Here is a 16785-nt window from a genome sequence, read left to right on the forward strand (position 1 = left end):
GACGTGCGACGTGTCCGGGGCTACCGCCGCATGAACGGCGGCACGTCCACCTCGTCGTCGGGGTCGTCGGTCACCGGCACGGCCCGGCTCGGCAGCGTCCCGCTGGTGCTGCCCTGCAGGCCCGGCGTCGGCGTCCGGTGCAGGGTCGGCTGCGGCGCCCCGTAGGGCGACTGGCCGTTGCCCTGGCCGGTCTGCTGCTGCTGCGGTTGGGGCTGCTGCTGGGGCTGTTGCTGCTGCGGCACGGTCGGCCGCGGCGGCGTGACGGGCGCCTGCTGCTGGTGCTGGTGCTGCTGGTGGTCGACCTGCTGCTGCACGGGCTGCTGCTGCACGGGCTGCTGCTGCGGCTGGTGGTTCACCTGTCCTGCCGTGCCCGGAGCCACCGGGGTGCCCCGCGGCGGGCTGGACAGGGCTTGCGGCTCCAGCTTCTTGTGCGTCGGCCCGCCACTGTCAAAACCCGCCGCGATCACCGTCACGCGAACCTCGTCGCCGAGCGAGTCGTCGATGACGGTTCCGAAGATGATGTTCGCGTCGGGGTGCGCGGCCTCCTGTACCAGCGAGGCCGATTCGTTGATCTCGAAGAGCCCGAGGTCGCTGCCGCCGGCGATCGAGAGCAGCACGCCGTGCGCGCCCTCCATCGAGGCTTCCAGCAACGGCGAGTTGATCGCCTTCTGGGCCGCCTGGACGGCCCTGCCCTCGCCCCGCGCCGAGCCGATGCCCATGAGGGCGCTGCCGGCGCCGGACATGACCGACTTCACGTCGGCGAAGTCGAGGTTGATCAGACCGGGGGTGGTGATCAGGTCGGTGATGCCCTGGACACCGGACAGCAGCACCTCGTCCGCGGAGCGGAACGCGTCCATCAGCGAGACGCCGATGTCGCCGAGCTGCAGCAGCCGGTCGTTCGGGATCACGATGAGGGTGTCGCACTCGTTGCGCAGGGCCTGTATTCCCTCTTCGGCCTGCTTGGCGCGGCGCTTGCCCTCGAACGAGAACGGTCGCGTGACCACACCGATGGTCAGCGCGCCGAGCTTGCGGGCGATCGAGGCCACGACGGGCGCGCCGCCGGTGCCCGTGCCGCCGCCCTCGCCGGCGGTCACGAACACCATGTCCGCGCCCTTGAGGACTTCCTCGATCTCCTCGCGGTGGTCTTCGGCGGCCTTGTGGCCGACTTCGGGATTGGCGCCGGCTCCCAGGCCGCGGGTGAGTTCGCGGCCGATGTCGAGCTTCACGTCGGCATCCGACATGAGCAGCGCCTGGGCGTCGGTGTTCACCGCGATGAACTCGACACCCTTGAGCCCGACCTCGATCATGCGGTTGACGGCGTTGACACCGCCACCGCCGATGCCGACGACCTTTATCACCGCGAGGTAGTTGTGCGGGGGCGTCATCGGTCCGCCTTCCTGATCGTGTCCGTGCTCATGTGCTGGAGTGGATGACCACCGGTGTCACAGCCCGGACGGATCTCCACCCGGATTGAAACTCTCAACCAGAGGTTCAGAGTTATGTCAACCCCGTATGTTCCTGCTGGACGTTATGCACCTGGAATGCCTCGGTCCAGCAGCCACGCCGTGTTGTGTCCTGACCGGGTGAGGCGTCACTACTCGCCGGTCACCCCGTCGAGCAGCTCCCGCACCACGTCCAGGTGCCCCGCGTGCCGACCCGTCTCCTCGATCATGTGGATCAACACCCAGCGCACGGAAAGCACCTCGTCGCCGCGGAACGCCACCTCGTGGTCGAGGTCGAGGCCCGCGACGAGCTCGCGACTCGCCGTGCACTGCGCAGCGTAGTCGGCGAGCAATCCGGAGATCGTCTCGCCCGGCTCGACACGCCAGTCGGCGTCCGGGTCCTCCCGGGTGTAGGGGGCCTCGCTGGGCTGTCCGCCGAGCGCTACCCGGAACCAGTGGTCCTCCACCCAGCGCAGGTGCTTGACGACGCCGGCGGCGGTGGTGAGCCGGGACGGGAGCACCGCGCGCCGCGCGTCCTCGTCGGACAGGCCGGCGCACTTCAGCTCGATCGTGCCCCGCAGGTAGTCGAGGAACCCGCACAGGAGGGCGCGCTCGTCGCCGGTGAAGGGCACGTCGACGCGGTGGTCGACCGGTTGGGTGGTCGTCATGGCGGGAGTATCTCCGGCCGGGTCCGGTTCGGACGATCGATTTGCGCTGGCAGGGGTCGTGGCAGGGCTCACGGCGCCCGTCACGACACGGTGGGCAGCTCGGGGCTGGAGACGTCGAACACGCTCCCCTGCCTGGTGAGCAGGACCTCCAGCACGGCCGCCTTGCGCGGCGTGTCGTCCGACGAGCCCCAGCGCGCCTCGCGGCCCGCGCTCAACGTCAGCCTGATGTCCGCCGGCGAGTCCGCCGACACCGCCAGGACCTCGCGGCGCAGCGCTTCGGGGATCTGCGTGAGCACGCCCACGGCGGGCGCCAGGGCCTCCGGCGCCACCTCCAGCCCCGGCAGCCCGGACGGCGGCCCCGCCACCGTGGCGTAGTCCTTGCCGGTGGCGTCGACCAGGTGCGCGCCGTCCGAGGCGTTGATCACACCGACCGGGTCGCGCTCGTCCACGGTGAGCCGCACGGTGCCGGGCGGCAGCCGTTCGACCCGCACCCCGGCCACCCGGGACAGCTCGCGGACGCGGGCGGCCACCGCGTCGGCGTCCAGCCGCACCAGCGGCGTGCCTGGCTCGATCGCGGCGGCCTCGCGGACCTCGTCGGGCGTCAGCGCCTCGACGCCCCGCACGTCGACGTCGCGGACGCCGAGCAGCGGCGTGAACCAGACGGTGCAGACGACCGCCGTCACCACGAGCATGACGAGGATCGCGCCCACCCGGCGGCGCACCACCTGGCGCCGGGACGGGCCCCGGACGGGGCCGCGCGACGGGCGCCGGGGCGGGCGCCGCCGCGAGGCGGTGGCCGGACGACGACGCGCCGCCTGCGTGCTCATGCCCGGTCCAGCTCCCAGACGATCTCCGGGCCGAGCATGGTGACGTCGCCCGCGCCCATCGTGACGACCACGTCGCCCTCCTCGACCAGGCCCGCCACCAGCGCGGGCACCCGGTCGAACGACGGCTCGTAGAACACCTTGCCGACGCCGAGCGGCACCCGCCCGGACACCAGCGCGCCGGTGACGCCGGGCTCCGGCTGCTCGCGCGCGCCGTAGACGTCGAGCACCACGACCGCGTCGGCCAGGCCGAGCGCGGCGGCGAACTCCTCGGCGAACAGCCGGGTCCGGGAGTACAGGTGCGGCTGGAACACGACGACGAGCTTGCCCTCGCCCGCGACCGGGCGGGCCGCGGTGATCTGGGCGGACACCTCGGTCGGGTGGTGGGCGTAGTCGTCGTACACGCGCACGCCCCGCGCCTGGCCCTTGAACTCGAACCGCCGGCGCACGCCGCCGAACGCGGCCAGGCCGGCCAGCACGCGGTCGCGGTCCGCGCCGAGCTCCAGCGCGGCGAGCAGGGCGGCGACGGCGTTGGCCGCCATGTGCTCGCCCGGCACGGCCACCTTCACGTCCAGCACCTCGTTGCCGTCCGAGCCGCCGTCCGAGCCGCCGTGCGCGCCGTCGGGGCCGTCCGAGCCGTCCAGCTCCACGCGGGCCACGCCGCCGGAGTCGGCGGGCCGGTAGTCGACCATGCGGGCCGAGCCGGGGCCGGTCGCCGTGCGGCCGTACTGGCGGACCCGGATGCCGAGCTTCGCGGCCCGCTCGGCGAGCGCCGCCGAGCCGGGGTCGTCGGCGCAGGCGATCAGCACGCCGTCCGGCTGGATGCGCTCCAGGAACGAGTCGAACACCGCCACGTACGCCTCGACGGTGCCGTGGTGGTCCAGGTGGTCCGCCTCGACGTTCGTGACGACCGCGACCGAGGGCGCGAAGAAGAGGAACGAGCCGTCGCTCTCGTCGGCCTCGGCGACGAACACGCCGCCGGCGCCCTGGTGGGCGTTCGCGCCGGACTCGTTCAGGTCACCGCCGATCGCGAACGACGGGTCCATCCGGCAGTGCTGGAGGGCGACGGTCAGCATGGACGTCGTGGACGTCTTGCCGTGCGTGCCCGCCACGCACGCGACGCGGTGGTCGAGCATCAGCGCGGCCAGCGCCTCGGCGCGCCGCAGCACGACCACGCCCCGCTCGCGGGCCGCCACCAGCTCCGGGTTGTCCTCGCGGATCGCGGTGGACACCACGACCGACGTGGGGCCGCCGGACAGCTGGTCGAGGTTCGCGCCGTCGTGGCCGACCGCGATCTCCGCGCCCTGCGCGCGCAGGGCGAGCACGGTGCGGGAGTCCTTGGCGTCCGAGCCGGACACCTTCGCTCCCCGCGCCAGCAGGATGCGCGCGATGCCGCTCATGCCCGCGCCGCCGATGCCGACCAGGTGCACCCGGTCCAGGACGTCACTCACTTCTTGACCACCTCGAGCACGATGCGGGCCAGGACCTCGTCCGCCTCGCGGTGACCGGTGCCCAGCGTGGCCGTCGTCATCGCGGCCAGCCGGTTCGGGTCGCCGACCAGCGGCACCACGTTCGCCGCGACCCACTCCGGCGTCAGGTTCTCGTCGGCGACCAGGATGCCGCCGCCCGCGGACACCACGGGGCCCGCGTTGAGCGCCTGCTCGCCGTTGCCGTGGGGCAGCGGCACGAACACCGCGGGCAGACCGACCGCGGACACCTCGGCCACCGTCATCGCGCCGGACCGGCACAGCACCGCGTCCGCCGCCGCGTAGGCGAGGTCCATCCGCTCCAGGTACGGCACCGGCACGTACGGCGGCGCGCCCGGCACCGACTGCACCGCGACGGTGTTCTTGGGGCCGTGCGCGTGCAGCACCGCGACGCCCGCCCGCGCGAACGCCGACGCCGCGCCGGACACCGCGTTGTTGATCGAGCGGGCGCCCTGCGAGCCGCCGAACACCAGCAGCGTCGGCGCGGTCGGGTGCAGCCCGAAGTGGGCGCGGGCCTGGGCGCGCAGCGCGGCCCGGTCCAGCGAGGTGATCGAGTAGCGCAGCGGGATGCCGATGATCTCGGCGTCGGTCAGGCCCGAGTCGGGCACGGCGGCGGCGACCCGTTCGGCGAACTTCGCGCCGACCTTGTTCGCCAGACCTGCCTTGGCGTTGGCCTCGTGCACCACGATCGGCACCCGGCCGCGGGCCGCGAGGTACGCGGGCAGCGCGACGTACCCGCCGAAGCCGACCACGACGTCCGCGTGGACGCGTTCCAGCACCTCACGGGTGTGCTTCACGGCGCCGCGCACCCGCAGCGGCAGCTTCAGCAGGTCCGGCGTCGGCTTGCGCGGCATCGGCACGGGCGGGATCAGCTCGAGCGGGTAGCCGCGCGCGGGCACGAGCTTGCTCTCCAGCCCGCGCTCGGTGCCGAGCGCGACCACGCGCGCGTCGGGCCGCAGCCGCATGACCGCGTCGGCCAGGGCCAGGGCTGGCTCGATGTGCCCGGCGGTGCCGCCTCCGGCGACCACCACGCACGGTCCGGCCTGCTGGGGAACCCCGGTCACGCACTTCCTCCTCGCGTCGATGAACCGCTAACGCCCGTCACGGCGCCTGGACCGCACGTCCCGGTCCTGGCTCGCCCGTCGGGATTCGCGACGACGGTACTCCGACGGCGGAGCGTGACGACCGGCCATCCTCCGCTCGTCCACGGGCGGCGGCGCGGCCTTGCGACCGCGCGGCGGCGTGGACGGCCGTGAGGGGCGGCGCTTGGGCGGCGGCTTGTACGCCTCCGGCGCGGGCAGCTTCAGCACGCCGCCGACCCGGCCGGGGCCCAGGGAGCGCAGCGCGGCGACGGCGTCCGGCTCGTGGCGGGCGCAGCTGGCGAGGAGCCCGAACACGAACATCGTCGTGACGACCGACGTGCCGCCGGAGGAGATCATCGGCAGCGTGATGCCGGTGACCGGCAGCAACCGCACGACGTAGCCGATGTTGATCGCGGCCTGCGCCACCAGCCACACCGTCAGCGTGGCGGACACGATCCGGATCCACGGGTCGGTGTTGCGCGCGGCGATCCGCAGGCCGACCACGGCGAGCAGGGCGAACAGGCCGAGCACCAGCAGGCAGCCGATGAAGCCCAGCTCCTCGCCGATCACGGCGAAGATGAAGTCGCTGTGCACGTTCGGCAGGTAGCGCCACTTCGAGCTGCCGTTGGTGAGGCCCTTGCCGAGGAACCCGCCCTCCGCCAGCGCGTACATCGCCTGCAACGCCTGCAGGCCCGCGCCCTGCGGGTCGGCCTCCGGGTTGAGGAAGGTCTCCACCCGCTGCAGCCGGTAGGACGCGCCGAGCGCCAGGACCAGCGCGCCCGTCACCGCGCCGATCGCGATGATGCCGAAGATCCGCATCGGCGCGCCGACGAACCACAGCAGGCTGATCAGGACGACACCGAGCGTGATCGTGCCGCCCAGGTCGGGTTGCAGCATGACGAGCGCGAACACCAGCATCGCCACCGGCACGACCGGCACCAGCAGGTGCCGGTACTGGTCCAGCAGCGCGCGCTTGGTGACCAGGACGTGCGCGCCCCACAGCGCCAGCGCCAGCTTCGCCGGCTCGATCGGCTGGAACGACGCCGGCCCCACCTTGAACCACGACTGGGCGCCGTAGTCGGTCGTCCCGAGCGGCGTGAGGACCAGCACCAGCAGGATCACGCAGACGAGCATCGCCATCGTGCTGGAGTGCCGGATCGTGCGCAGCGGGATGCGCAGGACGACCAGGAACACCACCGCGCCGACGCCGACGTACAGCAGCTGCTTCTTGAAGACGCTGTAGGCGGACGCGCCCAGCGCCACCTCGCCCGGCGCGGACGCCGACAGCACCATGATGAGGCCGAGGACGGTCAGCATGCCGAAGATCGCGAGCAGCAGGTGGAAGTCCGCCAGCGGGCGGCCGAGCCACGCGGTCAGCGACGTCCGGCCGGCGCGCTTCCCCCGCCGTGGCGCTCTAGGCGGTCGTTCCACCGTGGTCCGGTCCACCGCAGTCATGCGCCCATCGTCTCCCGCCCGGCGCGGGCAAACCCGCCAATCCCCCGCGTGTCGCCCGTCGCGACCATGATCGCGGCCAGATTACCCGCCCGACGCGTCCCGCCACCGGTCGTCGGCGGGACGCGCGGCGGTGACGCGGAACTCGCCGCGGGTCACTCGTCGGGCCGGCCCACCAGCTCCAGCACGGCCTCCGTGAACGCCTGCCCGCGGTGCGCGTAGTCGGTGAACATGTCCAGCGACGCGGCGGCGGGGGCGAGCACCACGGCGTCACCCGGCCGCGCCAGGGAACGGGCCGCGCGCACGGCGTCCGGCATGGTGGCGTCGTCCAGCACGGTCACGGGCACGGTCGGCGCGTGCCGGGCCAGCGCCGCGGCGATCACCTCGCGGTCCGCCCCGATCACCACCGCGCCGCGCAGCCGGTGCGCCTCGGCGCGCACCAGGTCGTCCACCGACGCGCCCTTGAGCAGCCCGCCGGCCACCCACACCACGCTGTCGTGCGACCGCAGCGACGCCGCCGCCGCGTGCGGGTTGGTGGCCTTCGAGTCGTTGACGTACGTGATCCCGTCGGCCGTCGCGACCGGCACCGCCCGGTGGGCGCCCGGCCGGAACGCGCGCAGCCCGCGGGCCACCGCCTCCGCCGGAACGCCGTGCGCACGTGCCAGGGCGGCGGCGGCGAGCGCGTCGGCGATCCCCGGCGGACCGGCCGGCTGGACGTCGGCGACCGGCAGCAGCACCGTGTCGGCCGCCCCGAACGCCCGGTCGACCAGCTGCCCGTCGTGGACGCCGAGCTGCCCTTCCTCGGGTGACGCGAGCGTGAAGCCGACGTGCGCCTTCGCGGGCGACTCGGCCAGGAGCGCGGCGACGACCGGGTCGTCCACGCCGCCGACCGCGACGTCGCCGGTGAGCACGCCGGCCTTCGCCGCCGCGTACGCCTCGAACGTGCCGTGCCAGTCGAGGTGGTCCTCGGCGAGGTTGAGCAGCACCCCGGCGAACGGCCGCACGGACGGCGACCAGTGCAGCTGGAAGCTGGACAGCTCGACGGCCAGCACGCGCCGCCCGGCCAGCAGGGCGTCGACCACGGGCAGGCCGACGTTGCCGCACGCCACCGCGTCGATGCCCGCCGCGCGCAGGATCGACTCCAGCATGCCGACGGTCGTGGTCTTGCCGTTGGTGCCGGTCACCGCGAGCCACGTCGGCGGGTCGGCCAGTTCCAGACCCATCCGCCAGGCCAGCTCGACCTCGCCGATGACCTCGATCCCGGCGGACGTCGCCGCCGCGAGCAGCGGGCTGGACGGGCGCCAGCCGGGGCTGGTCACGACCAGGTCCGTGCCGGGCGGCGGCGTGGCCAGGCCGGGCACCAGCGTCACGCCGGGCAGCAGCTGCTCCAGCGCGGCGAGGCGGTCGGCGGAGCCGTCGGTCACCGTCACCACGGCCTCCGCCGCCAGCAACGCCTCCGCCGCGGACCGCCCGGTGACGCCGGCGCCGGCGACCAGGACGTGACGACCTGCGAGGAATCCCATCGTCAGCTCTCGACCGCGGTCAGCCACTCGCTGTAGAACAGGCCGAGCCCGAGCATGCAGCACATGCCCGCGAGCAGCCAGAACCGGATGATCACCGTGGTTTCCGCCCACCCGGCGAGTTCGAAGTGGTGGTGGAACGGCGCCATGCGGAACAGTCGTCGCCGTGACGTGCGGAAGACCGCGACCTGCAGCACCACCGACAGCGCCTCGACCACGAACAGGCCGCCGATGACGACCATCAGCAGCTCGGTGCGCGTCGCGATGGACAGGCCGGCGACGAGGCCGCCGAGCGCGAGCGAGCCCGTGTCGCCCATGAAGATCTTGGCGGGCGCGGCGTTCCACCACAGGAAGCCGATGCAGCCGGCCATCGCGGCGGCGGCGACGAGCGCCAGGTCCAGCGGGTCGCGCACGTCGTAGCAGCCGGCGACGAGCAGGTTGGAGCAGTTGTAGCGGAACTGCCAGAAGCTGATCACCACGTAGGTGCCGAGGACCATCGCGGACGTGCCGCCGGCGAGGCCGTCGAGGCCGTCGGTCAGGTTCACGGCGTTCGACCACGCGCTGATCGCGGCGTAGCAGAACACGACGAAACCGACGACGCCGAACGACACCACGGTGATGTCGCGCACGAACGACAGGTGCACGGACGCGGGCGTGAGGCCGTCCCGGTTCGGGAACTGCATGACCAGCACGGCGAAGATGATCGTGGCGACGAACTGGCCGACGAGCTTCGCGGTCTTGTTCAGGCCGAGGTTGCGCTGCTTGCGGATCTTGATGAAGTCGTCGAGGAAGCCCACGACGCCGAGCGACGTGGTCAGCAGCAGCACCAGCAGGCCGGACGCGCTGGGCGTCTGGTCCTGCGCGGACGCCGACATGGAGTTCACCAGGTGCGAGCCGAGGTAGCCCGCCCACATCGCGACGAGGATCGCGACGCCGCCCATGGTGGGCGTGCCGCGCTTGGTCTTGTGGCTCTGCGGTCCCTCTTCGCGGATCTCCTGGCCGAAGCCCTGCCGGGAGAAGATCTTGATCAGGTACGGCGTCAGCATGATCGACGTGATCAGGGCGATGGCCGCCGCGATCAGGATGCTCTTCACTTGCTGACCGCCTCCAGGAGAGCCTCGGCAACCCGCCACAGGCCGTATGAGTTGGATGCCTTCACCAGGACGACGTCACCGGGCCGCACCTGGTCGCGCAGCAGCTCGACGGCCGCCGTCACGTCGGGCACCAGAATCGCTTCTTCGCCCCATGATCCTTCCAGGTGCGCCCCTTGGTGCATCGCGCGGGCGTCCTGTCCGACGACGACCAGCTTGTTGATGTCCAAGCGGACCGCGAGCCGTCCGATCTCGTCGTGCGCGCGGATCGAGTCCGCACCCAGTTCCGCCATCGGGCCGAGCACCGCCCAGCTGCGGCGGGCGGGCGTCGTGGCCCGGGAGATGGTGGCGAGCGACTTCAGCGCCGCCCGCACCGACTCCGGGTTCGCGTTGTAGGCGTCGTTGACGATCGTCACACCGTCGGGACGCTCGGAGACCGCCATGCGGTGCGCGGAGACCCGTTCGGCGCTGCCGAGGCTCCGCGCGATCTGCTCCGGCGTGGCGCCGAGCTCCAGCGCGATCGCGGCGGCGGTGAGGGCGTTGCCGACCTGGTGCGGGCCGTGGACGGCGAGCCGGACGTCGGCCTCGCCTCGTGACGTGACCAGCGTGAACCGCGCGCGGGCCTGCTCGTCCAGCTCGATGTTCGCGGCGCGGACGTGCGCGGCGCTGTTCTCCCCGACGAACACGACCTTGGCCTTGGTGCGCTCGGCCATGCCCGCGACCAGCGGGTCGTCGGCGTTGAGGATCGCGATGCCGTCCTCGGGCAGCGACTCGACCAGCTCGCCCTTGGCCCGGGCGATGCCCTCGCGGGAGCCGAACTCGCCGACGTGGGCGCTGCCGACGTTCAGCACCGCGCCGACGCGCGGCGGGGCGACCCGGCACAGCTCGGCGATGTGCCCGACGCCTCGCGCGCTGAGCTCCAGCACGAGGAACCGGGTCGACTCGTCGGCGCGCAACGCCGTCCACGGGTGGCCCAGCTCGTTGTTGAACGACCCGGGCGGCGCGATGGTCGGCCCGAGCGGGGCCAGCACCTGCGCGATGAGGTCCTTGGTGGACGTCTTGCCGGACGAGCCGGTCACGCCGATGACGGTCAGGTCGGCGAGGCGGTCGGTGACGTGCCGGGCGAGCTTCGCCAGCGCCGCCAGCACCGCCGCGCCCGCGCCGTCCGTGTCGCCGGACAGCACGTAGGCGTTGCCGCCGTCCCGCTCGACCGGGGGCGCGATGACGGCGGGCGCGTCGACCTCGCGCCCGGCGAGCACGCCGACCGCGCCGTTCGCGACGGCCTGGGCGGCGAAGTCGTGGCCGTCGACCCGTTCGCCGGGCAGAGCCAGGAACAGGCCGCCGGGGGTGACCTTGCGGGTGTCGAACTCGACGGACCCGGTGACCACCTCGTCGCCGGTGGCGTGGTGGACCCTGCCGCCGACGACCTCGGCGATCTCGGCCAGGCTCAACTCGATCACTTGACGGCTCCCCGGATCGCGTTCGTCAGTGCGTCCACGTCGGAGAACGGGTGCACGACACCCGCGACCTCCTGGCCGGTCTCGTGGCCCTTGCCCGCGACCACGACGACGTCGCCCGACCGGGCGAGGGACACCGCGTGCTCGATCGCGAGGCGGCGGTCGCCGACCTCGACCACCTCGCCGCGCTCGCCGTCCGGCACGGCCAGCGCGCCGCGCAGCATCGCGGCCCGGATGTCGGCCGGGTCCTCGCTGCGCGGGTTGTCGTCCGTGACGACCAGGACGTCGCTGCGACGTGCGGCCTCCTCGCCCATCAGCGGGCGCTTGGCCGTGTCGCGGTCGCCGCCGCAGCCGAGGACGGTGATGACGCGGCCGGTGGCGCGGGCGCGGACCGCCTCCAGCGCGAGCGCGACGGCCGCGGGCTTGTGCGAGTAGTCGACGACGGCGGTGAAGTCCTGGCCCTCGTCGACGCGCTGCATGCGGCCGGGCACCTGGACGGTCCGCAACCCTTCGCGGATGGCGTCCCGGGGGATGCCCTGGGAGTGCAGGCAGGCGATGGCGAGGAGCGCGTTGGCGACGTTGAAGTCGCCCGGCAGGCTCAGCTCGACGTCGAGCGTTACGCCGTCCGGGCCGTGCGCGGTGAAGGTCTGCTCGCCGGTGGTGGAGACGGTGACGTCGGTGGCCGTCCAGTCGGCGGGCTTGGTCGTGGCGACCGTGGTGGTCCGCTCCTTGACCAGCCGGGGGCCCCACTCGCCGTCCACGCAGACCACCTCGGTGCGGGCCCGGCCGTCGAACAGCTCGGCCTTGGTCCGGAAGTAGTCCTCCATGTCGGGGTGGAAGTCGAGGTGGTCCTGGGAGAGGTTGGTGAACGCGCCGACCGCGAACCCCACCCCGCCGACGCGGCCCAGCCGCAGGGCGTGGCTGGAGACCTCCATGGCGACGTCCGTCGTGCCGCACTCGACCATCACGGCCAGCAGGGCTTGCAGGTCAGGGGCTTCGGGGGTGGTGAGGGCGCTGTCCAGCCGGCTGCCCGCGACGCGCGTCTCGACCGTGCCGATGAGCCCGGTGGCCCGGCCGGCGGCGCGCAACGCCGACTCGACCAGGTAGCTGGTGGTGGTCTTGCCGGACGTCCCGGTCACACCCCACACCTCGAGCTTCGTGGACGGGTGGCCGTAGACGTGGGAGGCGAGCAGACCGAGCACCGCGCGCGGGTCCGGGTGCACCAGCACCGGCACGCCGTGGACCTTCGCGGCGCCCTGCTCGTCGGTCAGCACGGCGACCGCGCCGTGCTCCACGGCTTGGGCGGCGAAGTCGGCCCCGTGCACCCGCGTGCCCGGCAGGGCGGCGAAGAGGTCCCCCGGCCGGACGTGCTGGGCGCGCAACGTCACGCCGCTGACTTGGACGTGCGCCCGGTCGGGGGCGGTCAGGCGCGCGTCGACCGTCGTGGCGAGCTCGGACACGGCAACGGGCTGGGTGCGGGAAGGGCGAGGCGGAGCGGTCGCGACCTTGCCCTCTAGCTTGGCAGGCACGCGCGGAAGGCTACCGGCGCACGGAGAGTGGTCACCCGGCACGTCCACTCGGGACCGGCGCGGAGGTCGTGTGCAGGCGTGAAACCTGAATCAATTTCTCGACCGGTCGGTGTGGTGGGTGCCGGCGGTTGGCCGTCGCGCGAGGTCGTGGCGTTGCGACGGCCATCGTGGCGTAGGTCGGCGGAGGGCACGCGCTTTTCGGTCCCGGTGTGGGGTCGGTGAGGGAGGCCCGTGGTGTGGCCATTTCACCGGCGGTCGTGCCTTCGCCCGCAGTCATGATTTCGCCGCGGTCACGCGTCGCCCGCGGTCACGACTTCGCCGCAGTCGTGCTCGGCCGCAGTGACGTCTTCGCCCGCGGTCGTGCTTTCGTCGCCGTCATGTTTCGCCGCGTTCATGCTTCGCAGAGGTCCCCTCCAGGGGACCCCTGTCTTTATCCTGCCGGCGGCGACCGACACAAGTGCGCTGGGCGGCCCGACCTGTGGACAACTGCGAACCTGTGCACGACTGCGAAAACCACCGCCGGCTCACCACTCACGCCTGAGCACGGGCCCGCCGTGAGCGCGGTCGCCGTCAAGCGCCGCCCGACACCGGTATTGGCGCACCGCGGCCGTAGCGGGAAACCCTCACAGCACCAGAGGCACGATGGGGCTCTGCTCGGCCGACAACGGCAGTTGGTAGCGCTGCGACAGGTACGACGCGATGTCGTGGAACAGCGGCGCGGCGGACTGGTCGCCGACGGTCGGGTTGTCGAGCATGATGCCGACCACGAACCGCGGGTTGTCGGCGGGCAGGATGCCGGCGAACGTGATCCAGTGCTGCGTGTTGCTGTAGCACCGGCACTTCGGGTCGATCTGCTGCCCGGTGCCCGTCTTCCCGCTGATCTGGTACCCCGGCAGCGCCGCCGACGCGCCCGTCCCCGTCTGCCCCGGCGCGTTCTGCACCACGGCGCGGAACATGTCGCGCACCGTCTTCGCCGTCTGCGGCGACACCACGCGCACGCTCTCCGGCTGCGGCGTCTCCTTGCGACTCCCGTCGGCCGACACCTCGGCCCGGATGATCCGCGGCGGGATGCGCACGCCGTCGTTGGCGATCGCCTGGTACATGCCCGTCATCTGCAGCAGGGTCATGTTGAGCCCCTGCCCGATGGGCAGGTTCCCGAACGTCGAGCCGGACCACTGGTTGAGCGGCGGCACGTAGCCGGACTCCTCGCCGGGCAGCCCGGAACCGGTGCGCTTGCCCAGCCCGAACTTGTCCAGCATCTCGGCGTACCGCTCCTGGCCGATCTTCTGCGCCGCGATCAGCGTGCCGACGTTGGACGACTTCGCGAACACGCCGGTGAACGTCATGTCCAGCCGGCCGTGCCGCGTGGCGTCCTGGATCACCCGGTCGGCGATCTTGATGCTGCCGTCGACCTGGAGCACGCTGTCCGGCTGGTAGATGCCGTCCTCGACGGCCGTCGCCGCCGTGACGATCTTGTTGACCGAACCCGGCTCGAACACCGACGTGACGGCGACGTTGCGCAGCTGCTCCTCGCTCGCCTTGCCGAAGTCGTTCGGGTCGAACGTCTTGTCGTTGACCATCGCGATGATCTCGCCGCTGCGCCGGTCGAGCACCACGGCCGACCCGCTGCGCGCCGCCGTCTTCTTCGTGTAGTCGGTGACCATGCGCTGCAACGCGTACTGCGTGTCGACGTCCAACGTCAGCTCGAGGCTCTTGCCGGGCGTGGCGGCGGTGATCTCGCGGGACCGGCCCGGCCCGGGGATCACCACGTTGCTGCCCTGCATGGTGTCGACGATCCGCTGCCCCGAGTTGCCGGCGAGCAGGTTGTCCTGCGCGATCTCCAGCCCGAGCAGGCCGTGCGTCGCGGGCGGCTCCTCGTCCTTGCGCCAGTTCGCGGCGCCGATGATGTTCGACGCCAGCTCGCCGTTCGGGTACACGCGGACCGCGCGGTACTCGGAGCCGATGTCGTTGTACTTCTCCGAGATCGCGTCGGCCTTGGCTGGGTCGACGTTCTCGGCCAGCTCGATGTAGGTGATGTCGCGCGACAGCTTCGCGCGCACCGTCTCCCGGTCGGTCTTCTGCCCGTCGACCTCGGGCCCGAGGGTCTGCTCGATGAACGTCGCGATCTCCGCGACGCGGTCCTCGAAGCTGCCGATGTCCGGGTCGGCCGCCAGCGCCTCGGCCCACCGCTCCCGCATCAGCTGCGGCACCGCGTAGAGCGCGCGGGCCTCCACGCTGAACGCGAGCTGGTTGCCGTTGCGGTCGAGGATCGAGCCGCGCGCGGCCGGGATGTCGATGGGGGTGGCGCGCTGCTTCTGCGCCTTCGCGGACAACGCCTCCGCCTGGAAGCCCTGCACGTGGACGAGCTTGACGCCCGCCACGAGCAGCGCGCCGACCAGCAGGAGCCGGCCGACCGCCAGGCGCACCCGGCTGTTGCCGCCGCGACGCCGCCTCGGGGCGGGGCCGCGGACGGACAACGGGCGTCGCACGGGCTTGCCGCGGCTTGGCCCCGGCATCACTGACCTCCTGGTACCGGCTGTTCCGCGGCCTGCTGCCCGGCCTGGCCCTGCGCGGGCGGCTGGCCTTCGGGCGTGGGTTGCCCCTGTTCCTGCTGTGCGGCCTGGTCCTGGGCCGGCGGCGCGTCCTGGCCGGCGGGCGGCGCCTCCGGCGGCGGCTGCTGGTCCGCGGGCGTGGTCGGCGGCGGGGGCGGCTGGACCGCGGACGGCTTGCCGTACACCTCGATCGTCCCGTCCGGCAGCTGCCGCAGCCGGGCCGGGTCGCCGGCCGGGATCAGCCCGAGCTTCGCCGCGGCCTCCGCCAGCTTCAGCGGCGACTCGGCCAGCGCGACGTCCTGCCGCAGCTGCTCGACCTGCCGGGCGAGCCTGGTCTCCTCGGCGCGGGCGTCCTGCAGCCGGTACGAGTCCGCGGCCGCCTGGGTGGACAGCCACATGATCGCCGCGATGCCCACGCCGAGCACGACCATGACCATCACCACGAACGGCGCCTTGGGCGCCACCACGGGTTGACGGGTCACCGCCGGGCCGCGCGACGACGTGCGCTGCGCGCGCCGCGCGTAGGCCCGCTCGGCGGCGGGCGACCGGCGACGTTCCGCCGGCACGGCCTTCAGCGCGCGCTCGCGGGGCCTCGCGGACTTGGTCGGGACCGGCGGCACGCCGCCGCCCGTCCGTGCCGGTGCGGTCATGTCGCCTCCCGGATGCGTTCCGCCGCCCTCAGTCGCACCGAGGCGGCCCTCGGGTTCTCCTCGATCTCCTGCTCGTTGGCCTGCTCCGCGCCCCTGGTCACCAGCTTCAGCTGGGGTCCGTGGCCGGGCAGCTCGACCGGCAGGTCCTGCGGTGACGTGGACGTGGCCAGCGCGGTGAACGCCCGCTTGACCATGCGGTCCTCCAGGGACTGGTAGGACTCCACGACGATCCGCCCGCCGACGGCCAGCACCGACAGCGCGGCGGGCAGCGCGAGCCGCAGCGACTCCAGCTCCTCGTTGACCTCGATCCGCAACGCCTGGAACGTGCGCTTCGCCGGGTGGCCGCCGGTGCGCCGCGTCGCCGCGGGCACCACGTCGTAGAGCAGCTCGACCAGCCGCCCGCTCGTGGTGAACGGCTCGCGCTCGCGCTCCCGCGCCACGGCGCCGGCGATCTTGCGGGCGAACCGCTCCTCGCCGTAGTCGCGCAGGATGCGGGTCAGGTCGTCGACCGAGTACGTGTTCAGCACGTCGGCCGCCGTCATCCCGGTGCCCGCGCTCATCCGCATGTCCAGCGGCGCGTCCTTGGAGTACGCGAACCCGCGCTCCTCCGCGTCCAGCTGCAGCGAGGAGACGCCGAGGTCCATCAGGATGCCGTCGACCTTCGCGCCGCCGACCGCCGAGGCGATGCCGTCGTAGGTGGTCCGCACGAACTCGACGCGGTCGGCGAACGGCGCCAGCCGCTCGCGGGACAGCGCGATCGCCTGCGGGTCGCGGTCCAGCCCGATCAGCCGCACCCGCGGGTGGGCGCGCAGCACCGCCTCGGAGTGCCCGCCCAACCCGAGCGTGCAGTCGACGAACACGGCGTCCCGATCGGCCAACGCGGGGGCCAGCAGTTCGAGGACGCGATCGAGCAGCACCGGCACGTGCCGCGCCTGCTCCACCATGTCCGCTCCCTGGATGGTCCCCCCTCGCACAACAAGAAATTCGGGTGTCGTCAGGTCCCCGCCCGCCCGTCGGACCTGGCGCCGGGG

General features: G+C 73.0%; 13 protein-coding genes. All 13 read right to left on the reverse strand.

All coding sequences use genetic code 11. The features are described 5' to 3' along the window. Nucleotides 1–20: 20 nt before the first annotated feature. A complete protein-coding gene (gene ftsZ / locus ACRAKH_RS27010; protein WP_380725271.1) occupies nucleotides 21–1385 on the reverse strand; it encodes a cell division protein FtsZ in 1365 nt (454 codons plus the stop codon). A 209-nt stretch (nucleotides 1386–1594) separates the two neighbouring features. Beyond that, on the reverse strand, nucleotides 1595–2110 hold the full coding sequence (locus ACRAKH_RS27015) for a DinB family protein (protein ID WP_380725269.1): 516 nt from the start codon (nucleotides 2108–2110) through the stop codon (nucleotides 1595–1597). 80 nt (nucleotides 2111–2190) lie between these two features. Beyond that, complete coding sequence (locus ACRAKH_RS27020) at nucleotides 2191–2937, reverse strand: cell division protein FtsQ/DivIB (RefSeq protein WP_380725267.1); 747 nt, start codon at nucleotides 2935–2937, stop codon at nucleotides 2191–2193. Next, entirely contained in the window at nucleotides 2934–4334 is a 1401-nt protein-coding gene (gene murC, locus ACRAKH_RS27025; protein ID WP_380725297.1) for a UDP-N-acetylmuramate--L-alanine ligase, read from the reverse strand. The genes ACRAKH_RS27020 and murC overlap by 4 nt, the downstream gene beginning before the upstream one ends. Before the next feature lie 47 nt (nucleotides 4335–4381). Then, entirely contained in the window at nucleotides 4382–5485 is a 1104-nt protein-coding gene (gene murG / locus ACRAKH_RS27030; protein ID WP_380725265.1) for an undecaprenyldiphospho-muramoylpentapeptide beta-N-acetylglucosaminyltransferase, read from the reverse strand. 27 nt (nucleotides 5486–5512) lie between these two features. Further along, on the reverse strand, nucleotides 5513–6958 hold the full coding sequence (gene ftsW / locus ACRAKH_RS27035) for a putative lipid II flippase FtsW (RefSeq protein ID WP_380725263.1): 1446 nt from the start codon (nucleotides 6956–6958) through the stop codon (nucleotides 5513–5515). A 152-nt stretch (nucleotides 6959–7110) separates the two neighbouring features. Then, entirely contained in the window at nucleotides 7111–8478 is a 1368-nt protein-coding gene (gene murD / locus ACRAKH_RS27040; protein ID WP_447009369.1) for a UDP-N-acetylmuramoyl-L-alanine--D-glutamate ligase, read from the reverse strand. Between the two features lie 2 nt (nucleotides 8479–8480). Then, nucleotides 8481–9569: a phospho-N-acetylmuramoyl-pentapeptide-transferase gene (mraY, locus tag ACRAKH_RS27045; RefSeq protein ID WP_380729239.1), complete on the reverse strand. Its 1089-nt coding sequence runs from the start codon at nucleotides 9567–9569 to the stop codon at nucleotides 8481–8483. Then, complete coding sequence (locus ACRAKH_RS27050) at nucleotides 9566–11026, reverse strand: UDP-N-acetylmuramoyl-tripeptide--D-alanyl-D-alanine ligase (protein ID WP_380729241.1); 1461 nt, start codon at nucleotides 11024–11026, stop codon at nucleotides 9566–9568. The genes mraY and ACRAKH_RS27050 overlap by 4 nt, the downstream gene beginning before the upstream one ends. Continuing rightward, entirely contained in the window at nucleotides 11023–12552 is a 1530-nt protein-coding gene (locus ACRAKH_RS27055) for a UDP-N-acetylmuramoyl-L-alanyl-D-glutamate--2,6-diaminopimelate ligase (RefSeq protein ID WP_380729243.1), read from the reverse strand. The genes ACRAKH_RS27050 and ACRAKH_RS27055 overlap by 4 nt, the downstream gene beginning before the upstream one ends. Nucleotides 12553–13175: 623 nt before the next feature. Further along, complete coding sequence (locus ACRAKH_RS27060) at nucleotides 13176–15068, reverse strand: peptidoglycan D,D-transpeptidase FtsI family protein (protein ID WP_380729246.1); 1893 nt, start codon at nucleotides 15066–15068, stop codon at nucleotides 13176–13178. Next, a complete protein-coding gene (locus ACRAKH_RS27065) occupies nucleotides 15068–15754 on the reverse strand; it encodes a hypothetical protein (RefSeq protein ID WP_447009370.1) in 687 nt (228 codons plus the stop codon). Before ACRAKH_RS27065 ends, ACRAKH_RS27060 begins: the two co-directional genes overlap by 1 nt. Further along, nucleotides 15751–16698: a 16S rRNA (cytosine(1402)-N(4))-methyltransferase RsmH gene (gene rsmH / locus ACRAKH_RS27070; RefSeq protein WP_380729363.1), complete on the reverse strand. Its 948-nt coding sequence runs from the start codon at nucleotides 16696–16698 to the stop codon at nucleotides 15751–15753. Before rsmH ends, ACRAKH_RS27065 begins: the two co-directional genes overlap by 4 nt. Between the last annotated feature and the right edge of the window lie 87 nt (nucleotides 16699–16785).

It is taken from the genome of Saccharothrix hoggarensis, from assembly GCF_052936025.1.